Here is a 15,115-nt window from a genome sequence, read left to right on the forward strand (position 1 = left end):
GCCACAGCCAGTCATGGCAGCCGGTCATGGCAGCCGTTCCAGCAGCCTGCGGACCGCGTCCAGCATCAGTCGGCTCACGTGCTCCGGATCGGCGCTGGCCAGGGGTTCCTGGCGGACGACGACGCGGGTGAGTCCGATGCCGAGCAGCCAGGCGAGGACCAGTCCGGCGCGCAGTTCGGCATCGTCGGCGTCGGTGAGGCCGGTCAGCGCCGCGGTGTACTCCTCCGTCAGGCGCCGGTTCGTCTGTGCCGCCTCGTCGTCGCTTCCGGCGGAGCGCAGAAACACTTCGAGCGAGCGGTCGGCGGTCGACGTGCCGTCAGGGGCGAGCAGGTTGCGCAGGGCGGTCTGCAGCAGGTGCTCGGCGGGGGTTTCCTCCAGCTGCCGGCGGCCGTTCATCGCCACGACCTCGCCGAAGAGCGCGGTCTTCGATCCGAAGTAGCGGAAGAGCAGAGCCTGGTTGACACCGGCGCGGTCGGCGATCGCACGCACCGTCGTGCGGTCGTAGCCGCGTTCGGCGAAGAGCTCCGCCGCCGCCTCGACGAGGCACTTGCGGGTGGCCTCGGCGTCGCGTCGGCGCGCCGGCTTCTCTGCCTTCTCCGCCTTCTCTGAGGCCTTCTCTGAGGCCTTCTCTGCTGTCATTCCGTTTCCTCCTCAAGCGCCCGACCGACAGGCCCTGTTGACGCCTGTTCCGTCCCGCCCTACGGTCGATGTAAGCACCTGCTTACATCATGCTCCTGCACCGTCGCGAGACCTTAGCCCCTGCGAAGGAACAAGGAACGAGGAGTCCGGATGTCCGTCACCCCCGCCGAGCCCGCCGCCTATCCGTTCAACGAAGCCGCCGGCCTGGAGCTGTCCGAGCAGTACGCCGAGGTGCGCGCCCACGAGGGCCTGCCGCGCGTCCAGTTGCCCTACGGCGAGCCGGCCTGGCTCGTGACGCGGTACGCGGACGCCCGGCTCGTCCTGGGCGACCAGCGGTTCAGCCGCGCCGCCTGCGTCGCGCACGACGAGCCCCGGCAGTCGGAGAGCCAGAACAACACGGGCATCCTCTCCATGGACCCGCCCGACCACTCCCGGCTGCGCAGGCTGGTGGCCGGGGCGTTCACCGTGCAGCGGATGGAGCGGCTGCGCACGGACATCCGCGCCCTGGCCGGGAGCCTGCTGGACGAGATGGTGGCGGCGGGCCAACCCGCCGACCTGGTCGACGCCTTCGCGCTGCCGCTGCCCGTCTCCGTCATCTGCCGGATGCTCGGCGTACCCGAGGCGGACCGGCCCCTCTTCCGCAAGTGGAGCGACGACGCGCTCTCCACGAGCTCGCTCACGGCCGAGGAGGCCGAGGCCAGCCGGCAGGAGCTGCGCGCCTACATGGCGGAGCTGATCGCCGGGCACCGGGTGCGGCCCGCGGACGACCTGATGACGTCCCTGATCGAGGCCCGCGACCAGGGGGACCGGCTGTCCGAGGAGGAGTTGATCGACCTGTGCGTGGCGGTGCTGGTCGCGGGGCACGAGACCACGGCCACGCAGATCCCCAACTTCGTGCACACCCTCCTCGACCGCCCCGGCGAGCTCGCGCGCCTGGGCGCCGATCCGGCCCTGATCCCGGCTGCGGTCGAGGAGTTGCTGCGCTTCGTCCCCATGGGCATGGCGGCGGGCATCCCCCGCTACGCCACCGAGGACGTCGAGGTGGGCGGGACGCTGGTGCGCGAGGGCGAGGCCGTCCTGGTGTCGATGGGTGCCGCCAACCGCGACGACCGGCGCTTCGCCGCGCCGGACGCGCTCGACTTGAGCCGAACCGGCAACCAGCACCTGGGGTTCGGCCACGGCGTGCACCACTGCCTCGGGGCACCCCTGGCCCGGGTCGAACTGCAGGAGGCCCTGCGAGCCCTCTCCCTGCGACTCCCGGGCCTCCATGTGGCCGGTGACATCGTCTGGAAGACCCAGATGCTGGTCCGCGGTCCGCGGTCGATGCCGGTGGGGTGGTGACGCACGGACTGCATCCCATGGCCGAAAATCGCCCCCGGCTGCGAGCGGTTTCGGCCGGAACCATTGGTTCATGCGTTCGACGTGCCTAGCGTCGCCCTCTCGTGGCCAACAGGCCGCGAGGAGCGACTCGAGGAGCGCCCATGCACTGGCCGATACGCCGTGCGCTGACCGCCGCCCTGGTCGGCGCCGCCTGCACCGCCCTCCCCGCCACCTCGGCGATGGCACAACCGAGCACAGCCGCAAGAACCGACGTCATCACGACGCCCATCCAGGTCGTCGACGCCGCGCACCCGCTGCCTGCCGTCGGCAGCAGATGGGACGCCGGAGTGCAGAACCGGGCCGCACAGTGGCGCAATTCCGTACCGCAGCCGCCGGCCGCGCTGCGCGAGCACGGTGACGTGACCGCGCAGCGGCTGGGAATCACCTACACGTCCACGGCCACGGCCCGGGGCGCATCCGCACTCGCTGCCGGTGCGGACCTGGCCACCTGTCGGCGCCTGCTGCCGACGTCCGGTGAGCAGATCCTCAACCACTACGCGTACTGCCGTGTCACCCCGCTCGCATACTCCGTCGTGAGCGGCGGCAAGGTGATCGGCACCGTCTCGTGGCGGAACACCACGGCCGGGGACGGCACCAAGGGATCGCGCGTGATCCGCCTCACGACCGGCATGGACGAATTCCGGCGGGTCGGGGTGACGACCGACGGACTGCTCTCCATCGGGTGGTCCACCAGCGGCTACCGCGGGCCGGACGGCAGCAACAAGGCGTGCGACGTCTTCGGTTCCGGGCCCAACCTGCTGAGCGAGTGGCAGGCGGGCGGCACCGCCATCCACACCATCTCCTCGGCAGCGAACGACGGTTACGGCCGCGACAAGGTGGCACGCTGCGCGATCCGCTCGTCCGTGACGAACAATGGCGGCACCGGAACGGTGCTCGACAACGGCGTCCGGTTCGACTCCGCGACCTACCTCGGAGCCAAGGGCGCGGGGATATTCGACCGGGTCATGCCGACGATGGGCCAGTACAGCGTCCGCAGCACGCGCAACGGCGCGGTCGCCCGCCACATCCAGCTCGCCCAGACCAACCCGGCGGCCACCTATCCGCCCGCCCCCGCGGGACACACCAAGTCCATTCCCGGCGGCGTCGCTTCCGGCAGGCCGCTGCACCGGCTGGTGTCCAACTGGGACGCGACAGCCACCGCTGCGTACAACAAGAACCGCAGCGTGGTCCAGAGCAACTGTGCCCACCTGCCGCACAAGGCGGGCGAGGAGTGCGACGAGTACCCCTTCGCATCGTCCTGGGAGGGCGCCGGCAAGGGCGACGGCAACTTCTCCGTGAAGTACGTCGACGGCACGCAGAACGGCAACGCCGGAACCGACTTGAACAACTGGTACATCGCCGACCGCATCCTGCACAAGGACGCCTTCTACGTCGTCATCCACTGACCTGATACACAGGCCCACAGCTGGATGACGTACCGCTCCAGACCGGTGAACAACGGCGGGTCCGCGGCCTGTTGCCGCGCCCGCGCCTCCGGCCCCCCTCCGTGCCGGTACAGGCGCACGGCGTACGGTCCGGGCCCGCCCAGTTCCATCGGTTCCCCTGCCGGACCGTGCGCCATCGCCCAGGCCGTCACCGCGCCGGACGGCACGTCGAGCACACACTGACCCACCGGCTGCCCGGCCGACTGCTCCGGCGGCGGCCCGTCCCACAACTCGAGCCGCACGTCGGCATCATGCATCGCAACGGTGCTGGCGACCGTCAACCCGCTGCCGTTGACGGCGACCTGCCGCCCGCCGAGCGCCGGGAGCTGCCACGGCTGCTCGCCGAACGGCGCCGAGGCGTCGCACAGGGCGAACTGTCCCCGCTCGACTCCCACTACTTGCTCGGACATGTGCACCACAGTCGTCATTCCGACCTCCCGGTACGACCGTAAAACGAACGCTGCTTCTGCCAGGACGACATCTCCCGGCAGAAGCAGCGCCAACCGCACGCCACCCCCTACTTCCCGTACCGCGACCGCCCCACCGCCGCCGCCACCGTCAGCGGCACCGTCAGTACCGCCGCGACGGTGAACAGCGTCCCGTAGTGGTGCGCCCCGGCCGCGCCGGCCGAGACGGCGCTGGCCACCGCGCTGCCGACGTACAGGGCCACCCCGAACATCGCCACGCCCGTCGCCCGCGCCGTCGCGGACAGACCGGTCGCCCACGACTGGATCGTGGAGTGCATGAACGACCAGCCACCGCCCAGCAGCAGCGCCGTCACCACCAGCGCCGGTATGGACTGGCTGACCGCCGCGACCGCGTAGGCGGCCGCCATCTGCACCCCGCCCGCGACGATCAGCCGGACCGGGCCCCACTGGCCCACCAGGCGCTTGACCCATTGCGCGGCGGACATGGAGCCCACGCCGTAGAGCGCCGACACCGCTCCCGCGAGCGCGGTCGGCACGCCCCGTGACTCCAGGGCCGGGGCGATGTACGTCAGGAAGCCCAGCAGCACCGCGCCCTCCAGCGCAGCCACGGCCATGACGTACCACTGCCAGCCCGACCGCAGCACATCGCGCATCGGCGCCAACAGCGAGCCGACGGGCTCCCGTTCGGGCTCATCCAGGCGGCGCAGGGCGAACACGAGGTAGACGGCGAACAGGCCCGGCAGGGCGAAGACCAGTCGCCAGCTGACGTACAGCGCCACCACTCCGGCCACCACGGTGGCCACGGCCGTGCCCAGGGCGAAGGCCGTCATCAGCGAGCTCAGCGGGCGTTGCCGCACCGGCGCCGGGACGGTGTCGCCGACGTAGGTGAGCGAGGCGGCGATCGACGCCGCGAAGAAGGCCCCGGCGACGGCCCGTGCCCCGATCAGCACGGTCGCGTCGGGCGCCGCAGCCGAGCAGAACGCGGCAACGGCCGCTCCCGCGAGGGAGAACCGCATCACCCGCACCCGCCCCAGCCGGTCGCTGGCCACCCCCCACACCGGCTGCATGAGCCCGTAGCAGAGGTAGTAGCCGCTGGCCGCGAGGACCACGGTCGAGAGGGAGACACCGAGGTGCGTGCCGATCAGCACGAGCATCGGTGCGATGCAGAAGCGGTCGAAGTTGCTGACGAAGCCGGCGGCGCTCAGCATCCGGAGCGAGTTCTTGGGAAGCCCGGCCGTGGGCGGGGCGGTAACGGGGGACGCGACAGTAGTCATGGGGAGGTTCTCCTCTCTTCACCCATGCCTCCATCTCACCGCCCTGCGGCCTGCCGTGATCACCTCAAGCGATTACCATCGCTGACAGGCTCGATGACAGGCACACAGGCACGGGGAGAAGCGGGGGGGCGATGGGCGCCGGGCACACCACGACGAGCACGCCGCGTCGGGAACTCGGAGCCTTCCTGCGCTCCCGCCGGGAGCGGCTCTCCCCCGCCGACGTGGGCCTGCCGGGTTCGCCGCGGCGGCGCACCCCCGGTCTGCGCCGGGGCGAGGTGGCCGAGTTGGCCGGGATCAGCAGTTCCTGGTACGCGTGGCTGGAGCAGGGCCGGGTGCGCACCTCGGAGCAGGTGCTGCGCTCGGTGGCGCGGGCCCTGCTGCTGGATGCGGACGAGACGGCGCACGTGCTGTCGTTCACCGAGGACGCCCCGGAGGCCGCGGCGGCGGCGCCGGGCTGGGTCTCACGGAACCTGCTGTCGCTGGTGGAGGCGACGGACCCGAACCCGGCGGTGGTGATCGACCCGCACTGGGACCTGCTGGCCTGGAACGCCGGTTACGCGGCGCTGCTCACCGACCCGGCGCGGCTGCCCCCGAAGCAGCGCAATCTGCTGTGGCTGGTGTTCCGCTGGCCGCCGAGCCGCTCGCTGCTGGCGCAGTGGGAGCCCGAAGCGCGCAGTCTGCTGGGCCAGTTCCGTGCGCACGCGGCGCGGCATCCCGGGGACGGGCGGTACGCCGAGATCGTCGAGGAACTGCTGGCCGATCCGGAGGCGGCCCGCTGGTACGGGCAGCGGGAGACGGCGGCGTTCCACCCGGCGGTGCGGCACTTCCGTCATCCGGTGGCGGGCGATCTGCACCTGCGGTACGTGAAGCTGGCGGCCGTCGACGAGCCCGGCCACCACTTCCTGGCCTATGTGCCGGACGACCCGGACACGGCAACGGCCGTGCGGCGCCTGACCGGAGGGGCGTAAGACGGTACGAGAAGGAGCCGCCCGCTTCGTTGCGGGCGGCTCCCTGACTCTCGCTGAACGGTCAGCTGGTGAGCACGGCCTTCATCACCGCTCCGGCGGCGACCGCCGCCATCGCCTCGGCGTGCTGCTCCAGCGGGAACGCCGTCACCAGTCCGGCGAGGTCGAAGCGGGCGGCCAGCGTGGGCAACAGCCGCACGTACTCGGTGAGATGGGCGCCGGTGAAGGCCCAGGAGCCGATGACGTCGAGCTGGCGGTGGACGATCTGGTGCGGGTTGAGCAGGGTGTCGCCCGCGTCGGAGTACTGGCCGATGACCAGGTACGAGCCGCCGCGGCGGGCCAGGGTGAGGCCCTGGGCGACGGCGGAGGGCACCCCGGCGCACTCGATGACGAGGTCCGCCCCGTAGCCGCCGGTGGCGTCGCGCACCTCCTGCAGGACGCGCCCGGCGTCCTGTGCCCCGGCGATCTCGATGTGCACGTCGCCGATGCCGGCCTTGGCCGCCAGGGCCAGCCGCTCGGCCGGGCCGCCGATGAGGATCACCTTGGCGGCGCCGGCGAGGTGGGCGAAGGCCGCCGCCGCGAGGCCGACGGGGCCGCTGCCCTGGACCACGACGGTCTCGCCGAGCCGTACGGGCCGGCGCTCGAAGAGGGCGTGGACCACGGTGGGACCGGCGCAGGCCAGCGACATCGCGGCCAGCGGGTCGACGCCCTCGGCCGCCTTGACGACGGTGGTGCCGGGCTGCAGCACGATGTGGTCGGCCCAGGAGCCGGACAGTTCGGCATCGCCCGTCAGGGGGCGGTTGACGCCGTAGGTGCGGCGGTTCTCGCAGAGGGTGGGTTCGCGGTGCAGCCGGCAGGGCGGGCACTCGCCGCAGGCGATGGACGAGGCCCACATCACCGCGTCGCCCTCGGCCAGCGGTGCGCCGGTGGCGTCCCGGTGCTCCCCGGCGCCGAGTTCGCGGATGACGCCGTAGCCCTCGTGGCCCAGGACGAGCGGGGTGGGGATGGGCAGGTGGCCCTGCTGGAGGTGCAGGTCGGTGCCGCAGATGCCGCCGTAGCCGCAGGCCACGATCATGCCGCCGGCGGGGGCCTGCGGGATGCCGAACTCGCGCAGGGCGAGCGGCTCGCCGAACTCCTCCAGGACCACGGCCTTTCCGGTGCGGGCGGTCATGCCGTCACCCCTTCGAGGGCGTCGAGGAACGGCTCGGACAGCGGGCGCAGCGGCTCGCTGTCGCGGCAGACGACGTACTCGGGGCGCGGTTCGCCGGACCAGCTGGGCAGGTTGGTGACGTCGTTGTAGGTGGCGATGAGCAGGCGGCGGGCGAAGGGGGACATGTTGGGCGCGGAGCCGTGCACGATCTCCGGGGAGAAGAACACCACGGATCCGGCCGGGCCCTTGGGGCTGGACATGCCGTACCGGTCGACGTGCTCGGCGAGTTGCCCGGGGGTCAGGGCGATGTCGTCGGGGTCGAGGTGCTGCTCCGAGCGGGCGCCGGACTTGCGGCCGTCGCGGACCATGCCGCCCTGGTGGGAGCCGGGCAGGAAGATGACCGGTCCGTTGAACTCGGTGACGTCGTCGAGGAACACGCCGATGTTGACCTGCCGGGGTGCGGGCAGGGCGTCGGCGATGCGCCAGGCGAGGTAGTCCTGGTGCCAGGCCCACTTGTCGCCGCCGAAGGCCGGCTTGGCGTTGATCTTGAACTGGTAGACGTAGACGTCGTCGGTGAGCAGCTGACGGACGGGGCCCAGCACGCGGGGGTCGCGGATCAGTCCGGCGTACTCCGGCTGCCGGTGGTGGGAGGCGTAGACCGCGCGGACCTCCTCGCCCGCGTCCTCGGTGACGAGGTGGGGGCCGGGGACGGTGCAGTCGCGGGCGAAGGCCTCGCGCAGGGCCGTCACCTCCCGCGGGTCCAGCAGGGATTCGATGAGCAGGTAGCCGTTGTCGTGGTAGTGGTCGAGCTGCTCCTGGGTCAGGTGCATGGTGCAGTACTCCATGGTGTGTAGGGGAGTTCGCGGGCGGGCCCGGGTCAGCCCATGAAGTTGCCGCCGTCCACGATCAGCTGCTGCCCGGTGAGGTAGGCGCTGCGGGAGGTGACGAGGAACTCCAGGGCGTCGGCGATGTCCCGGGGGGTGCCGATCCGGCCCGCGGGGATGGTGGCGAGGACGGCCGCGCGCCGGTCCGGGTCGTCCAGCCGGTAGCGCTCGGTGACCTCGGGGGTGTCGGTGAAGCCGGGGATCAGGGCGTTGACGCGGAGGTGCGGGGCCAGTTCGAGGGCCATGCACTTGGTGAGCTGCAGCAGCCCCGCCTTGCTGGCGCAGTAGTTCGCGCCGTTCGCCCGGGGGCGGATGGCGGTGGTGGCACCGATGTTGACGATGCTCCCGCCGCCGGCCTCGATCATGGCGGGGGCCAGTGCGCGGACGAGATGGAAGGGGGCGGAGAGGTTGGTGGCGAGGACGTCGTCCCAGTCGTCTCCGGTGAGGTCGAGGAAGGGCCGGTCGCGGTTGATGCCGGCGTTGTTGACCAGGACGGCGGGTGCGCCGTCCGCGGCGAGGATCTCCTCGCACACCGCGCGGATCTCCGCGGGCCGCGCGAGGTCGGCCCGGAGGGTGCGGAGCCGTCCGGCACCCTCCTTCTCGGCCTGCCGGGCGGCCTGTTCGTCGGTGCGGTAGAGGGCGGTCACGCGGTGGCCCAGTGCGCACAGGCGCAGGGCGAGCTCCAGGCCGATGCCGCGTGTGCCGCCGCTCACCACGGCGGTCGGCGTCATCCGGCGAGGATGTCGCCGCGCTTGAGGCCCGAGTCCGCGGGGACGTCCGCGGGGTCGGTGCCCAGGGTCTTGACGGCGTTGTGCTCGTCGACGAAGACCACGCGCGGCTCCAGCACCTTGGCCTCCTCGTCCGTCACCGACGCGTAGGCGATGAGGATGACCAGGTCGCCGGGGCTGATGAGGCGGGCCGCGGCGCCGTTGATGCCGATGACTCCGGAGTCGCGGGGGCCCTCGATGACGTAGGTGGACAGGCGGGCGCCGTTGTCGATGTCGACGATGTCCACCTTCTCGCCGGGTAGCAGGTCGGCGGCCTCCATCAGATCGGCACTGACGGTCACCGAGCCCACGTAGTGCAGATCGGCCTGGGTGACGGTGACGCGGTGGATCTTGGACTTCATCATGGTGCGGTACATGGTGCGACCTCGGAATCGGTAGTAATCGGCAGTAATCGCCAGTAAGGAAAGGGGGGTTGGTCACGCCTGCCAGGTGGCGTAGCGGCGCATTCCGTAGAGCAGGGGGCCGGGGCCGGGGCCCTCGGCGGTGTCGGTGCGGATCACTTCGCCGAGCACGATGGTGTGGTCGCCGGCCCGGTCGAGGCGTACGACGCGGCATTCGGCGACGGTGTGGGCGTCCTCGGGCAGCAGCGGCAGTCCGGTCTCGGGGGACGCCTGCCACGGCACCGTGGTGAAGCGTTCGGCGGCGCGGCCCGCGAAGGCCTCGGCCGCCCGGCGCCCGGCGCCGTGCAGGAGGTTGACGGCGAACGCCCCGCGTTCGGCGATCACCGGCAGCGTCCTGCTCGTGTTCGCCGCGCACACCAGCAGCAGCGGGGGATCGAGCGAGACGCTGCACCAGGCCGTGCAGGTGAATCCGTGCGGGTCGCCCAGGGCGTCGGTCGTGGTGATGACGGCGACGCCGCCGGGGTGGGAACCCATCAGCGCGCGGAACGCCTCGGGCGTCACCGTGGGTGCGGTATCGACAGGGGCGGTTTCGACGGGGGCGGTTCCGATGACAGACACGGGGCTCACCACTCGAACGCCTGGGCGTTGTAGAGGTTGACGCCGAGGGCGGCCTTGCCGACGTACTCCAGACACTCGTCGGGCTTGGCGGGCATCACGGCGGAGAAGGCGACCTCGCGGATGTAGCGTTCCAGCGGCTGTGCGCGGCTGACGGCGGCCGAGCCGCAGATGCGCACGGCGTCCTGGGCGAGCGCGGGGCCGACCTCGCCGACGATGTACTTGGCGGCGTGCACCATGGCGTTGGCCTCCAGGCTGCCGCGCTGGGTGTCGACGTACTCGCCCGCCTCGTGCACCAGGGCCCGGGCCGCGCGCAGCCGGGCGGACATCCGGCCCAGGTCGCGCTGGAGCACCGGGGAGTCGGCGCGCTTGGGCGAGGCGGCCACGTAGTCGACGGTGTAGCGGTAGACGGCCTCGGCGATGCCCAGGTAGGCGCCGGTGTAGCCGGCGGCCATCCAGTGCGGTTCGCGGACGAGCTTGAACAGCGACATGCCCTCGACGCCGAGGTAGAGGCGCGAGCGCGGCACGGTGACCTCGTCGAGCTTCATGGCGGCGGTGCTGGTGCCGTACAGCGCGGACAGGTTGTGCACCTCGCCGAAGCTGACGCCGGGGTCGTCGGCGGCGACGACGAAGTGCGAGACCTCGCTGCTGCCCTCGGTGCCCTCGGCACGGGCGACGACGATGTAGTAGTCGGCGGCGCCGGCCAGCGAGACGAAGGACTTCTCGCCGTTGAGGACGTAGTGCTGTCCGTCGGCGGAGCGCCGGTAACTGGTGCGGATGCCGCGCAGCTTGGCGCCGGTGCCCGCCTCGGAGGTGGCGGAGGCGAAGAGCTTGCGGCCGTTCACGACCTCGTCGAACATCCAGGCCCGGAAGGCCTCGGCGGACGGGGGCAGTTGGGCGCCGACGGACTCGGAGAGCGCGCCGATGACGACGTTGTGCATGTTGTAGCCGAGGGCGGCGGCACCGTTGTGCGCGCCGAGCGCGGCCAGGACGCGGGAGTAGTCGGCGAAGCCGAGCCCGGCTCCCCCGGCCTCGCGCGGGACGAGCAGGCCGAGCAGGCCGCTGTCGCGGAGGATCCGGTAGGCCTCGTGGCCGTTCGCGCGCTGGGCGTCGACGTCGGCGGCGAGGGGGGCCAGGATCCGGCCGGTCTCCTCGGCGAGCTTGAGCAGGTCGTCGAGGGTCGCCGGCAGAGTGGCGGTGGTGGTCATGGGGTCCTTCCTCGTGTCAGTTCTCGACCGGCAGGCCGAACTGGCGGGCGACACCGACGCGCAGCAGGTCGTTGTGGCCCGCGTAGACGTGGGCCGCCATCGGGCTGTGCAGGTCGGCGGTCAGACCGGATCCGGGGAGGAAGCCGCGGACGCCGGCGAGCGCGGTGGCGTGCTCGCTGAGGCGTACGTAGTCCTCGGCAACCGAGATCTTGGTGAGGGCCGCCTCGGCGGCCAGCTGCCGGGCGGGCGTTCCGGCGTCGAGCCGGGCGGCCATCGCGTAGAGCTGGACGCGGGAGCGGTGCAGTGCGAGCGCCATGTCGCTGATGCGGGCGGCCACTTGGTGGCTGGCGCCCATGCGGCGGCCGAAGTGCTCGCGGGTTCCGGCCCATTCGGCGGTGCGCTGCAGGGTGCGGCGCATGGGGCCGAGCGCGTAGCCGAGGACGACGGCGCGCTCCCAGGCGGTCGTGGAGGACATCACCGCCAGGCCGGACCCCTCCTCGCCGATCAGTGCCGTGGCGGGCAGCCGGGCGCCGTCGAAGAGCAGCTCGCCCATGGGGACCGTGGGCAGGGCGGTCTTGTCGAAGGTCTCGCCGAGGCTCACGCCGGGTGTGCCGACGGGGAAGAGGAAGGCCGAGAGCGCGAACGGCGAACGGCCTTCCGCGGTGCGGGCGAAGACGATGGCGAGGTCGGCGATGGGTGCGGCGGTGATGAAGGTCTTGGCGCCGTCGAGCACGTAGCCGTCGCCGTCGCGCCGGGCGCGGGTGTCCATGGACAGCGGGTCGCTGCCCGCGGTGCGTTCGGTGAGGGCGTGGCACAGCATCGTGCGCCCGTCCTGGATGTGGGCCAGGGACTGCCAGGCCCGTTCCGGCAGCGTGGCGCGCAGCGGGAACTGCATGCCGAAGAGCTGGGAGGCCAGGGCGTAGCAGATGCCGGGGTCGGCGCCGGCCAGGCCGATGCCCTCGATCGCGGCGAGGGCGCGGGTGACCGGGCCGGGGTTCTCGCTGCCGGGCGGGGCCATGCGCAGCGCTCCGAGGTCGGCCAGGGCCTGCCACTGGGTGCGGAAGTCCTTGCCCTCGGTCTGCTCCACGGCCGGCCGGGCCCGTTCGCGCCAGGCGTCGACGAGCTCCTCGGCCGGCGCGGGGCCGGACCGCAGCAGGCGGTCGGTGGGAGTGCTCACTTGCGGGCCCCGCCGGCGATGTCCTCGATGGCGCTCCACAGGGCCTTGGGGCTGCGGAAGTTGGCCGCGACGATCTCGGTCTCGGGGAGCGCGATGCCGGCCTGCTTGTCCAGGGCGGAGACGATCTCCATGATGGCCAGCGAGTCCAGCAGGCCGAGTTCGAGGAGCGGGGTGTCGGGGGTCAGGCTCTGCGGGTCCTCGCCCCGGGCCCAGGTGATCTTGCTGCTGATGAGGGCGCAGAGGTCTTCGACGGTGTTCATGTGCGGTTCTCCTCAGGGGTGTGGGAGGTGGTGCCGGGGGTGCCGTCAGGGGTGTCGGCGAGGGTGCTCAGGGCGCGCCGGTCGACCTTGCCGCTGGTGGTGGTGGGCAGCGAGGCGACCGGGACGACCCGGTCGGGCAGCATGCGCTTGGGCAGCAGGCCGCGCAGTTCGGCGAGGAGCTCGCGCTCGCCCGCGTCGGTCAGGGCGTAGGCCCAGATCTCGCCCGCGTGGTCGCCGCCGTCCTTGGCGACGACGGCCGCGGTGGAGACCTGGGGCAGGTCGAGGACGGCGCTCTCCACGTCGAGCAGGTCGATGCGGTGGCCGCGGCGTTTGACCTGTGAGTCGCGGCGGCCGCGCAGGAAGACGCGCCCGTCGGGGGTGATCCGGCCGATGTCGCCGCTGGCGTAGGCGCGGCGGGGTGCGCCGTCGCGGAAGGCCACGGTGACGGTGGGGTCGGTGAGTTCGCCGTTGCGCAGGTAGCCCTGGAAGACGGTGGGTCCGGCGATGTGGATCTCGCCCTCCCCGTCGGTGGGCCGGCCGTCCTCGTCCAGGACCTCGATGTCGACGCCGCCGATGCCGCGCCCGATGGTCAGTTCCTGGTCGGCGGTCCAGTCGCGCGGCATCAGCCAGTAGGTGCAGGCGTTGGTCTCGGTGGGCCCGTAGAGGTTGTAGAAGGGCACGTCGCCCAGCAGGCCCAGGTACTCCTCCAGCAGCTGGGGCGCGAAGGCCTCGCCGCCGAAGAAGGCCACGCGCAGGGTCGGCGGCACGGCGTCGGCGAAGCCGCCCTGCTGGAGCATGTTGTGGTAGAGGGACGGGACGGCCATGAAGGCCGTGATCCGCTGCTCGTCGAGCCAGGCGACCACGTCGCGCGGGAAGGCGCGCAGCATGTCCGGCATGAGCACCGCACAGGATCCGGCGGCGGCCGCGCCGTACAGGTCGAAGGTGGTCAGGTCGAAGGTGAGGGCGGCCTGCGAGCCGATCCTGTCGTGCTCGGTGAGGCCGAACTCGGCGGCGGCCCACTGGGCGTAGTGGGCGACGTTGGCATGCGAGAGCAGGACGCCCTTGGGCCAGCCGGTGCTGCCGGAGGTGAACAGGATGTACCCGCCGCGGTCGGCCGGCGCGGGCAGCGGGGCCGGGCGGCCGTCCCCGTCCAGGACGCGCAGCCGGTGCAGTCCGCGCTCCAGCGGCTCCGCGTCCGGCTCGACGCCGTCGCGGGCCTCGGCCGCGGCCTTGCGGCACACGGGCAGGGCCCGGTCGGTGGTGAGCAGCAGCGAGATGCCGGCGTTGCGCACCATCCGGGCCGTGCGGGCCGGGGGGTCGGCGATGTCGAGGGGGGCGACGACCGCGCCGGCCCGCAGGGCGGCGTAGAGGGCGATCACGGTGGAGGGGGTCTTGGGGGCGTGGACGCCTACGCGTTCGCCGGGGACGAGGCCGTCGGCGGCCAGCCGGTTGGCCAATGCGTCGACGGCCCGGTCGAGTTCGGCGTACGTCCAGGTCTCGCCCGCGCCGGACAGGGCGGGGCGGTCGGGGTACCGGCGGGCGGAGCGGGCCAGGAGGCCGTCCAGGCGCAGGGTCTCGGTGGTCTCGGTGGTGCCGTCGGTGGCGGTGGGGGTGGGGGTCACTGCAGGGTCTCCGCGGGAATCGGGCGGCCGGGGGCGTGTTCGTCGAGGAAGGCGCAGGTGGCGTCGATGACGAGGTCGGGGCAGACCAGGTGGGGGTAGTGGTCGACGCCTTCCGGCACGACCCGCCGCACGGGGCCACGCACGGCGCGTTCGGCGGAGTCGAGCTGGTCGAGGGTGCCGTACTCGTCCCGGTCGCCCTGGATCAGCAGGACCGGCGCGGTGACGTCCAGGTCCTTCTCGATGTTCCAGTCGCGGAAGCCGTCCGAGAGCCAGACTCCGCTCCAGCTCTCGAAGACGCCCCGCGGGTCGTCGTGCACCAGGGCCATCTTCTGTGCCAGCGGCCCGCCTTCGAAGGACACCCGGGCGGCCTCGATGCCCTGGCGGTTCTGCTCCTCGAAGTACAGGTGCGGGCCGAGGGCGACGACGGCGGTGGCGGGACGCACGGAGGCGTACAGCAGCCCGATGGAGGCGCCGTCGCTGTGCCCGACCAGGACGGGGTTGTCGACACCGAGCAGGTCCAGCAGCTCGGGCAGGTCCTCCTGGCCGTGCTCGTGCATGTAGCGGGGGGTGCGGGGGCGTACGGCGGGTCCCGAACCGCCCTGGCCGAGGCGGGAGTACACCAGCGCGCGCCGCCCGGTGGCCGCGGCGAGGCGGGCGGGGAAGCGTCCCCAGCTCGCGATGCAGCCGAGCCCGCCGTGCAGGAAGACGAGCGGCGCCAGGTCGGGGTCGCCGTCGAGGAATACATGCTCGACGGGGCCGTTTCGGGTCTCGGCTATCGGCACATCAATGCCTTTCTCGGTCGGGTGCGGAAAATGACTGGGGTAAAGCGGCGCACAGTCACCGGCAAATATGAAACAGCTTCCGGCGGACCCTGGGAATGTCACCAAAGAACGTCGTTGAGACCTCAACATCCATGCAGGCCTGTGGTATTGATGCAGT

General features: G+C 72.2%; 16 protein-coding genes. 3 read left to right on the plus strand and 13 right to left on the minus strand.

Annotation, left to right across the window (positions count from 1 at the left end; translation table 11 throughout):
- Window positions 1-24: 24 nt before the first annotated feature.
- The gene (locus ACMATS_RS04395) at window positions 25-639 is read right to left on the minus strand and encodes a TetR family transcriptional regulator (protein ID WP_414166951.1); all 615 of its coding nucleotides are present in this window, start codon (window positions 637-639) and stop codon (window positions 25-27) included.
- Between the two features lie 150 nt (window positions 640-789).
- On the opposite strand from ACMATS_RS04395, the gene ACMATS_RS04400 reads away from it, so the two are divergent.
- Complete coding sequence (locus ACMATS_RS04400) at window positions 790-1,980, plus strand: cytochrome P450 (protein ID WP_414166952.1); 1,191 nt, start codon at window positions 790-792, stop codon at window positions 1,978-1,980.
- 140 nt (window positions 1,981-2,120) lie between these two features.
- On the plus strand, window positions 2,121-3,425 hold the full coding sequence (locus tag ACMATS_RS04405; RefSeq protein WP_414166953.1) for a NucA/NucB deoxyribonuclease domain-containing protein: 1,305 nt from the start codon (window positions 2,121-2,123) through the stop codon (window positions 3,423-3,425).
- Here the strand turns inward: ACMATS_RS04405 and ACMATS_RS04410 are convergent.
- Both ACMATS_RS04410 and ACMATS_RS04415 read right to left on the minus strand, forming a co-directional pair.
- Complete coding sequence (locus ACMATS_RS04410; protein ID WP_414166954.1) at window positions 3,407-3,892, minus strand: hypothetical protein; 486 nt, start codon at window positions 3,890-3,892, stop codon at window positions 3,407-3,409. The two genes, ACMATS_RS04405 and ACMATS_RS04410, sit on opposite strands and share 19 nt — an antisense overlap.
- An 89-nt stretch (window positions 3,893-3,981) precedes the next feature.
- The gene (locus tag ACMATS_RS04415) at window positions 3,982-5,166 is read right to left on the minus strand and encodes an MFS transporter (protein ID WP_414166955.1); all 1,185 of its coding nucleotides are present in this window, start codon (window positions 5,164-5,166) and stop codon (window positions 3,982-3,984) included.
- Between the two features lie 131 nt (window positions 5,167-5,297).
- On the opposite strand from ACMATS_RS04415, the gene ACMATS_RS04420 reads away from it, so the two are divergent.
- Window positions 5,298-6,134: a helix-turn-helix domain-containing protein gene (locus tag ACMATS_RS04420; RefSeq protein ID WP_390778752.1), complete on the plus strand. Its 837-nt coding sequence runs from the start codon at window positions 5,298-5,300 to the stop codon at window positions 6,132-6,134.
- Window positions 6,135-6,195: 61 nt separating this feature from the next.
- On the opposite strand, the gene ACMATS_RS04425 is transcribed toward ACMATS_RS04420, so the two are convergent.
- Genes ACMATS_RS04425 through ACMATS_RS04470 form a run of 10 tightly spaced genes read right to left on the minus strand, consistent with a single transcriptional unit; the run spans window position 6,196 to window position 14,958 of the window.
- The gene (locus ACMATS_RS04425) at window positions 6,196-7,302 is read right to left on the minus strand and encodes a zinc-binding dehydrogenase (RefSeq protein ID WP_391149444.1); all 1,107 of its coding nucleotides are present in this window, start codon (window positions 7,300-7,302) and stop codon (window positions 6,196-6,198) included.
- The gene (locus ACMATS_RS04430; protein ID WP_414166956.1) at window positions 7,299-8,111 is read right to left on the minus strand and encodes a phytanoyl-CoA dioxygenase family protein; all 813 of its coding nucleotides are present in this window, start codon (window positions 8,109-8,111) and stop codon (window positions 7,299-7,301) included. The genes ACMATS_RS04425 and ACMATS_RS04430 overlap by 4 nt, the downstream gene beginning before the upstream one ends.
- Before the next feature lie 47 nt (window positions 8,112-8,158).
- Window positions 8,159-8,896 (minus strand): SDR family NAD(P)-dependent oxidoreductase, encoded by a 738-nt coding sequence (locus tag ACMATS_RS04435; protein WP_414166957.1) that lies wholly within the window; start codon window positions 8,894-8,896, stop codon window positions 8,159-8,161.
- Window positions 8,893-9,309 (minus strand): aspartate 1-decarboxylase, encoded by a 417-nt coding sequence (gene panD / locus ACMATS_RS04440; RefSeq protein ID WP_390778748.1) that lies wholly within the window; start codon window positions 9,307-9,309, stop codon window positions 8,893-8,895. The genes ACMATS_RS04435 and panD overlap by 4 nt, the downstream gene beginning before the upstream one ends.
- 60 nt (window positions 9,310-9,369) lie before the next feature.
- Complete coding sequence (locus tag ACMATS_RS04445; RefSeq protein ID WP_390778747.1) at window positions 9,370-9,912, minus strand: flavin reductase family protein; 543 nt, start codon at window positions 9,910-9,912, stop codon at window positions 9,370-9,372.
- Window positions 9,913-9,917: 5 nt separating this feature from the next.
- Entirely contained in the window at window positions 9,918-11,117 is a 1,200-nt protein-coding gene (locus ACMATS_RS04450) for an acyl-CoA dehydrogenase family protein (RefSeq protein WP_414166958.1), read from the minus strand.
- 16 nt (window positions 11,118-11,133) lie between these two features.
- A complete protein-coding gene (locus ACMATS_RS04455; RefSeq protein ID WP_414166959.1) occupies window positions 11,134-12,294 on the minus strand; it encodes an acyl-CoA dehydrogenase family protein in 1,161 nt (386 codons plus the stop codon).
- Entirely contained in the window at window positions 12,291-12,554 is a 264-nt protein-coding gene (locus ACMATS_RS04460; protein WP_414166960.1) for a phosphopantetheine-binding protein, read from the minus strand. Before ACMATS_RS04460 ends, ACMATS_RS04455 begins: the two co-directional genes overlap by 4 nt.
- Window positions 12,551-14,176 carry an amino acid adenylation domain-containing protein gene (locus ACMATS_RS04465; protein WP_414166961.1) on the minus strand — a complete coding sequence of 542 codons (1,626 nt, stop codon included), beginning with the start codon at window positions 14,174-14,176 and terminating at the stop codon, window positions 12,551-12,553. The genes ACMATS_RS04460 and ACMATS_RS04465 overlap by 4 nt, the downstream gene beginning before the upstream one ends.
- Window positions 14,173-14,958 (minus strand): alpha/beta fold hydrolase, encoded by a 786-nt coding sequence (locus ACMATS_RS04470; protein ID WP_414166962.1) that lies wholly within the window; start codon window positions 14,956-14,958, stop codon window positions 14,173-14,175. The genes ACMATS_RS04465 and ACMATS_RS04470 overlap by 4 nt, the downstream gene beginning before the upstream one ends.
- Window positions 14,959-15,115 lie beyond the last annotated feature (157 nt).

Source organism: Streptoverticillium reticulum (assembly GCF_047456005.1).
Taxonomy (GTDB): domain Bacteria; phylum Actinomycetota; class Actinomycetes; order Streptomycetales; family Streptomycetaceae; genus Streptomyces; species Streptomyces reticulum.

Bases quoted from the DNA above. Each gene is read 5' to 3' on its own strand.
- ACMATS_RS04395 (WP_414166951.1), bottom strand. From the start codon at position 639: ATGACAGCAGAGAAGGCCTCAGAGAAGGCCTCAGAGAAGGCGGAGAAG.
- ACMATS_RS04400 (WP_414166952.1), top strand. From the start codon at position 790: ATGTCCGTCACCCCCGCCGAGCCCGCCGCCTATCCGTTCAACGAAGCC.
- ACMATS_RS04405 (WP_414166953.1), top strand. From the start codon at position 2,121: ATGCACTGGCCGATACGCCGTGCGCTGACCGCCGCCCTGGTCGGCGCC.
- ACMATS_RS04410 (WP_414166954.1), bottom strand. From the start codon at position 3,892: ATGACGACTGTGGTGCACATGTCCGAGCAAGTAGTGGGAGTCGAGCGG.
- ACMATS_RS04415 (WP_414166955.1), bottom strand. From the start codon at position 5,166: ATGACTACTGTCGCGTCCCCCGTTACCGCCCCGCCCACGGCCGGGCTT.
- ACMATS_RS04420 (WP_390778752.1), top strand. From the start codon at position 5,298: ATGGGCGCCGGGCACACCACGACGAGCACGCCGCGTCGGGAACTCGGA.
- ACMATS_RS04425 (WP_391149444.1), bottom strand. From the start codon at position 7,302: ATGACCGCCCGCACCGGAAAGGCCGTGGTCCTGGAGGAGTTCGGCGAG.
- ACMATS_RS04430 (WP_414166956.1), bottom strand. From the start codon at position 8,111: ATGCACCTGACCCAGGAGCAGCTCGACCACTACCACGACAACGGCTAC.
- ACMATS_RS04435 (WP_414166957.1), bottom strand. From the start codon at position 8,896: ATGACGCCGACCGCCGTGGTGAGCGGCGGCACACGCGGCATCGGCCTG.
- panD (WP_390778748.1), bottom strand. From the start codon at position 9,309: ATGTACCGCACCATGATGAAGTCCAAGATCCACCGCGTCACCGTCACC.
- ACMATS_RS04450 (WP_414166958.1), bottom strand. From the start codon at position 11,117: ATGACCACCACCGCCACTCTGCCGGCGACCCTCGACGACCTGCTCAAG.
- ACMATS_RS04460 (WP_414166960.1), bottom strand. From the start codon at position 12,554: ATGAACACCGTCGAAGACCTCTGCGCCCTCATCAGCAGCAAGATCACC.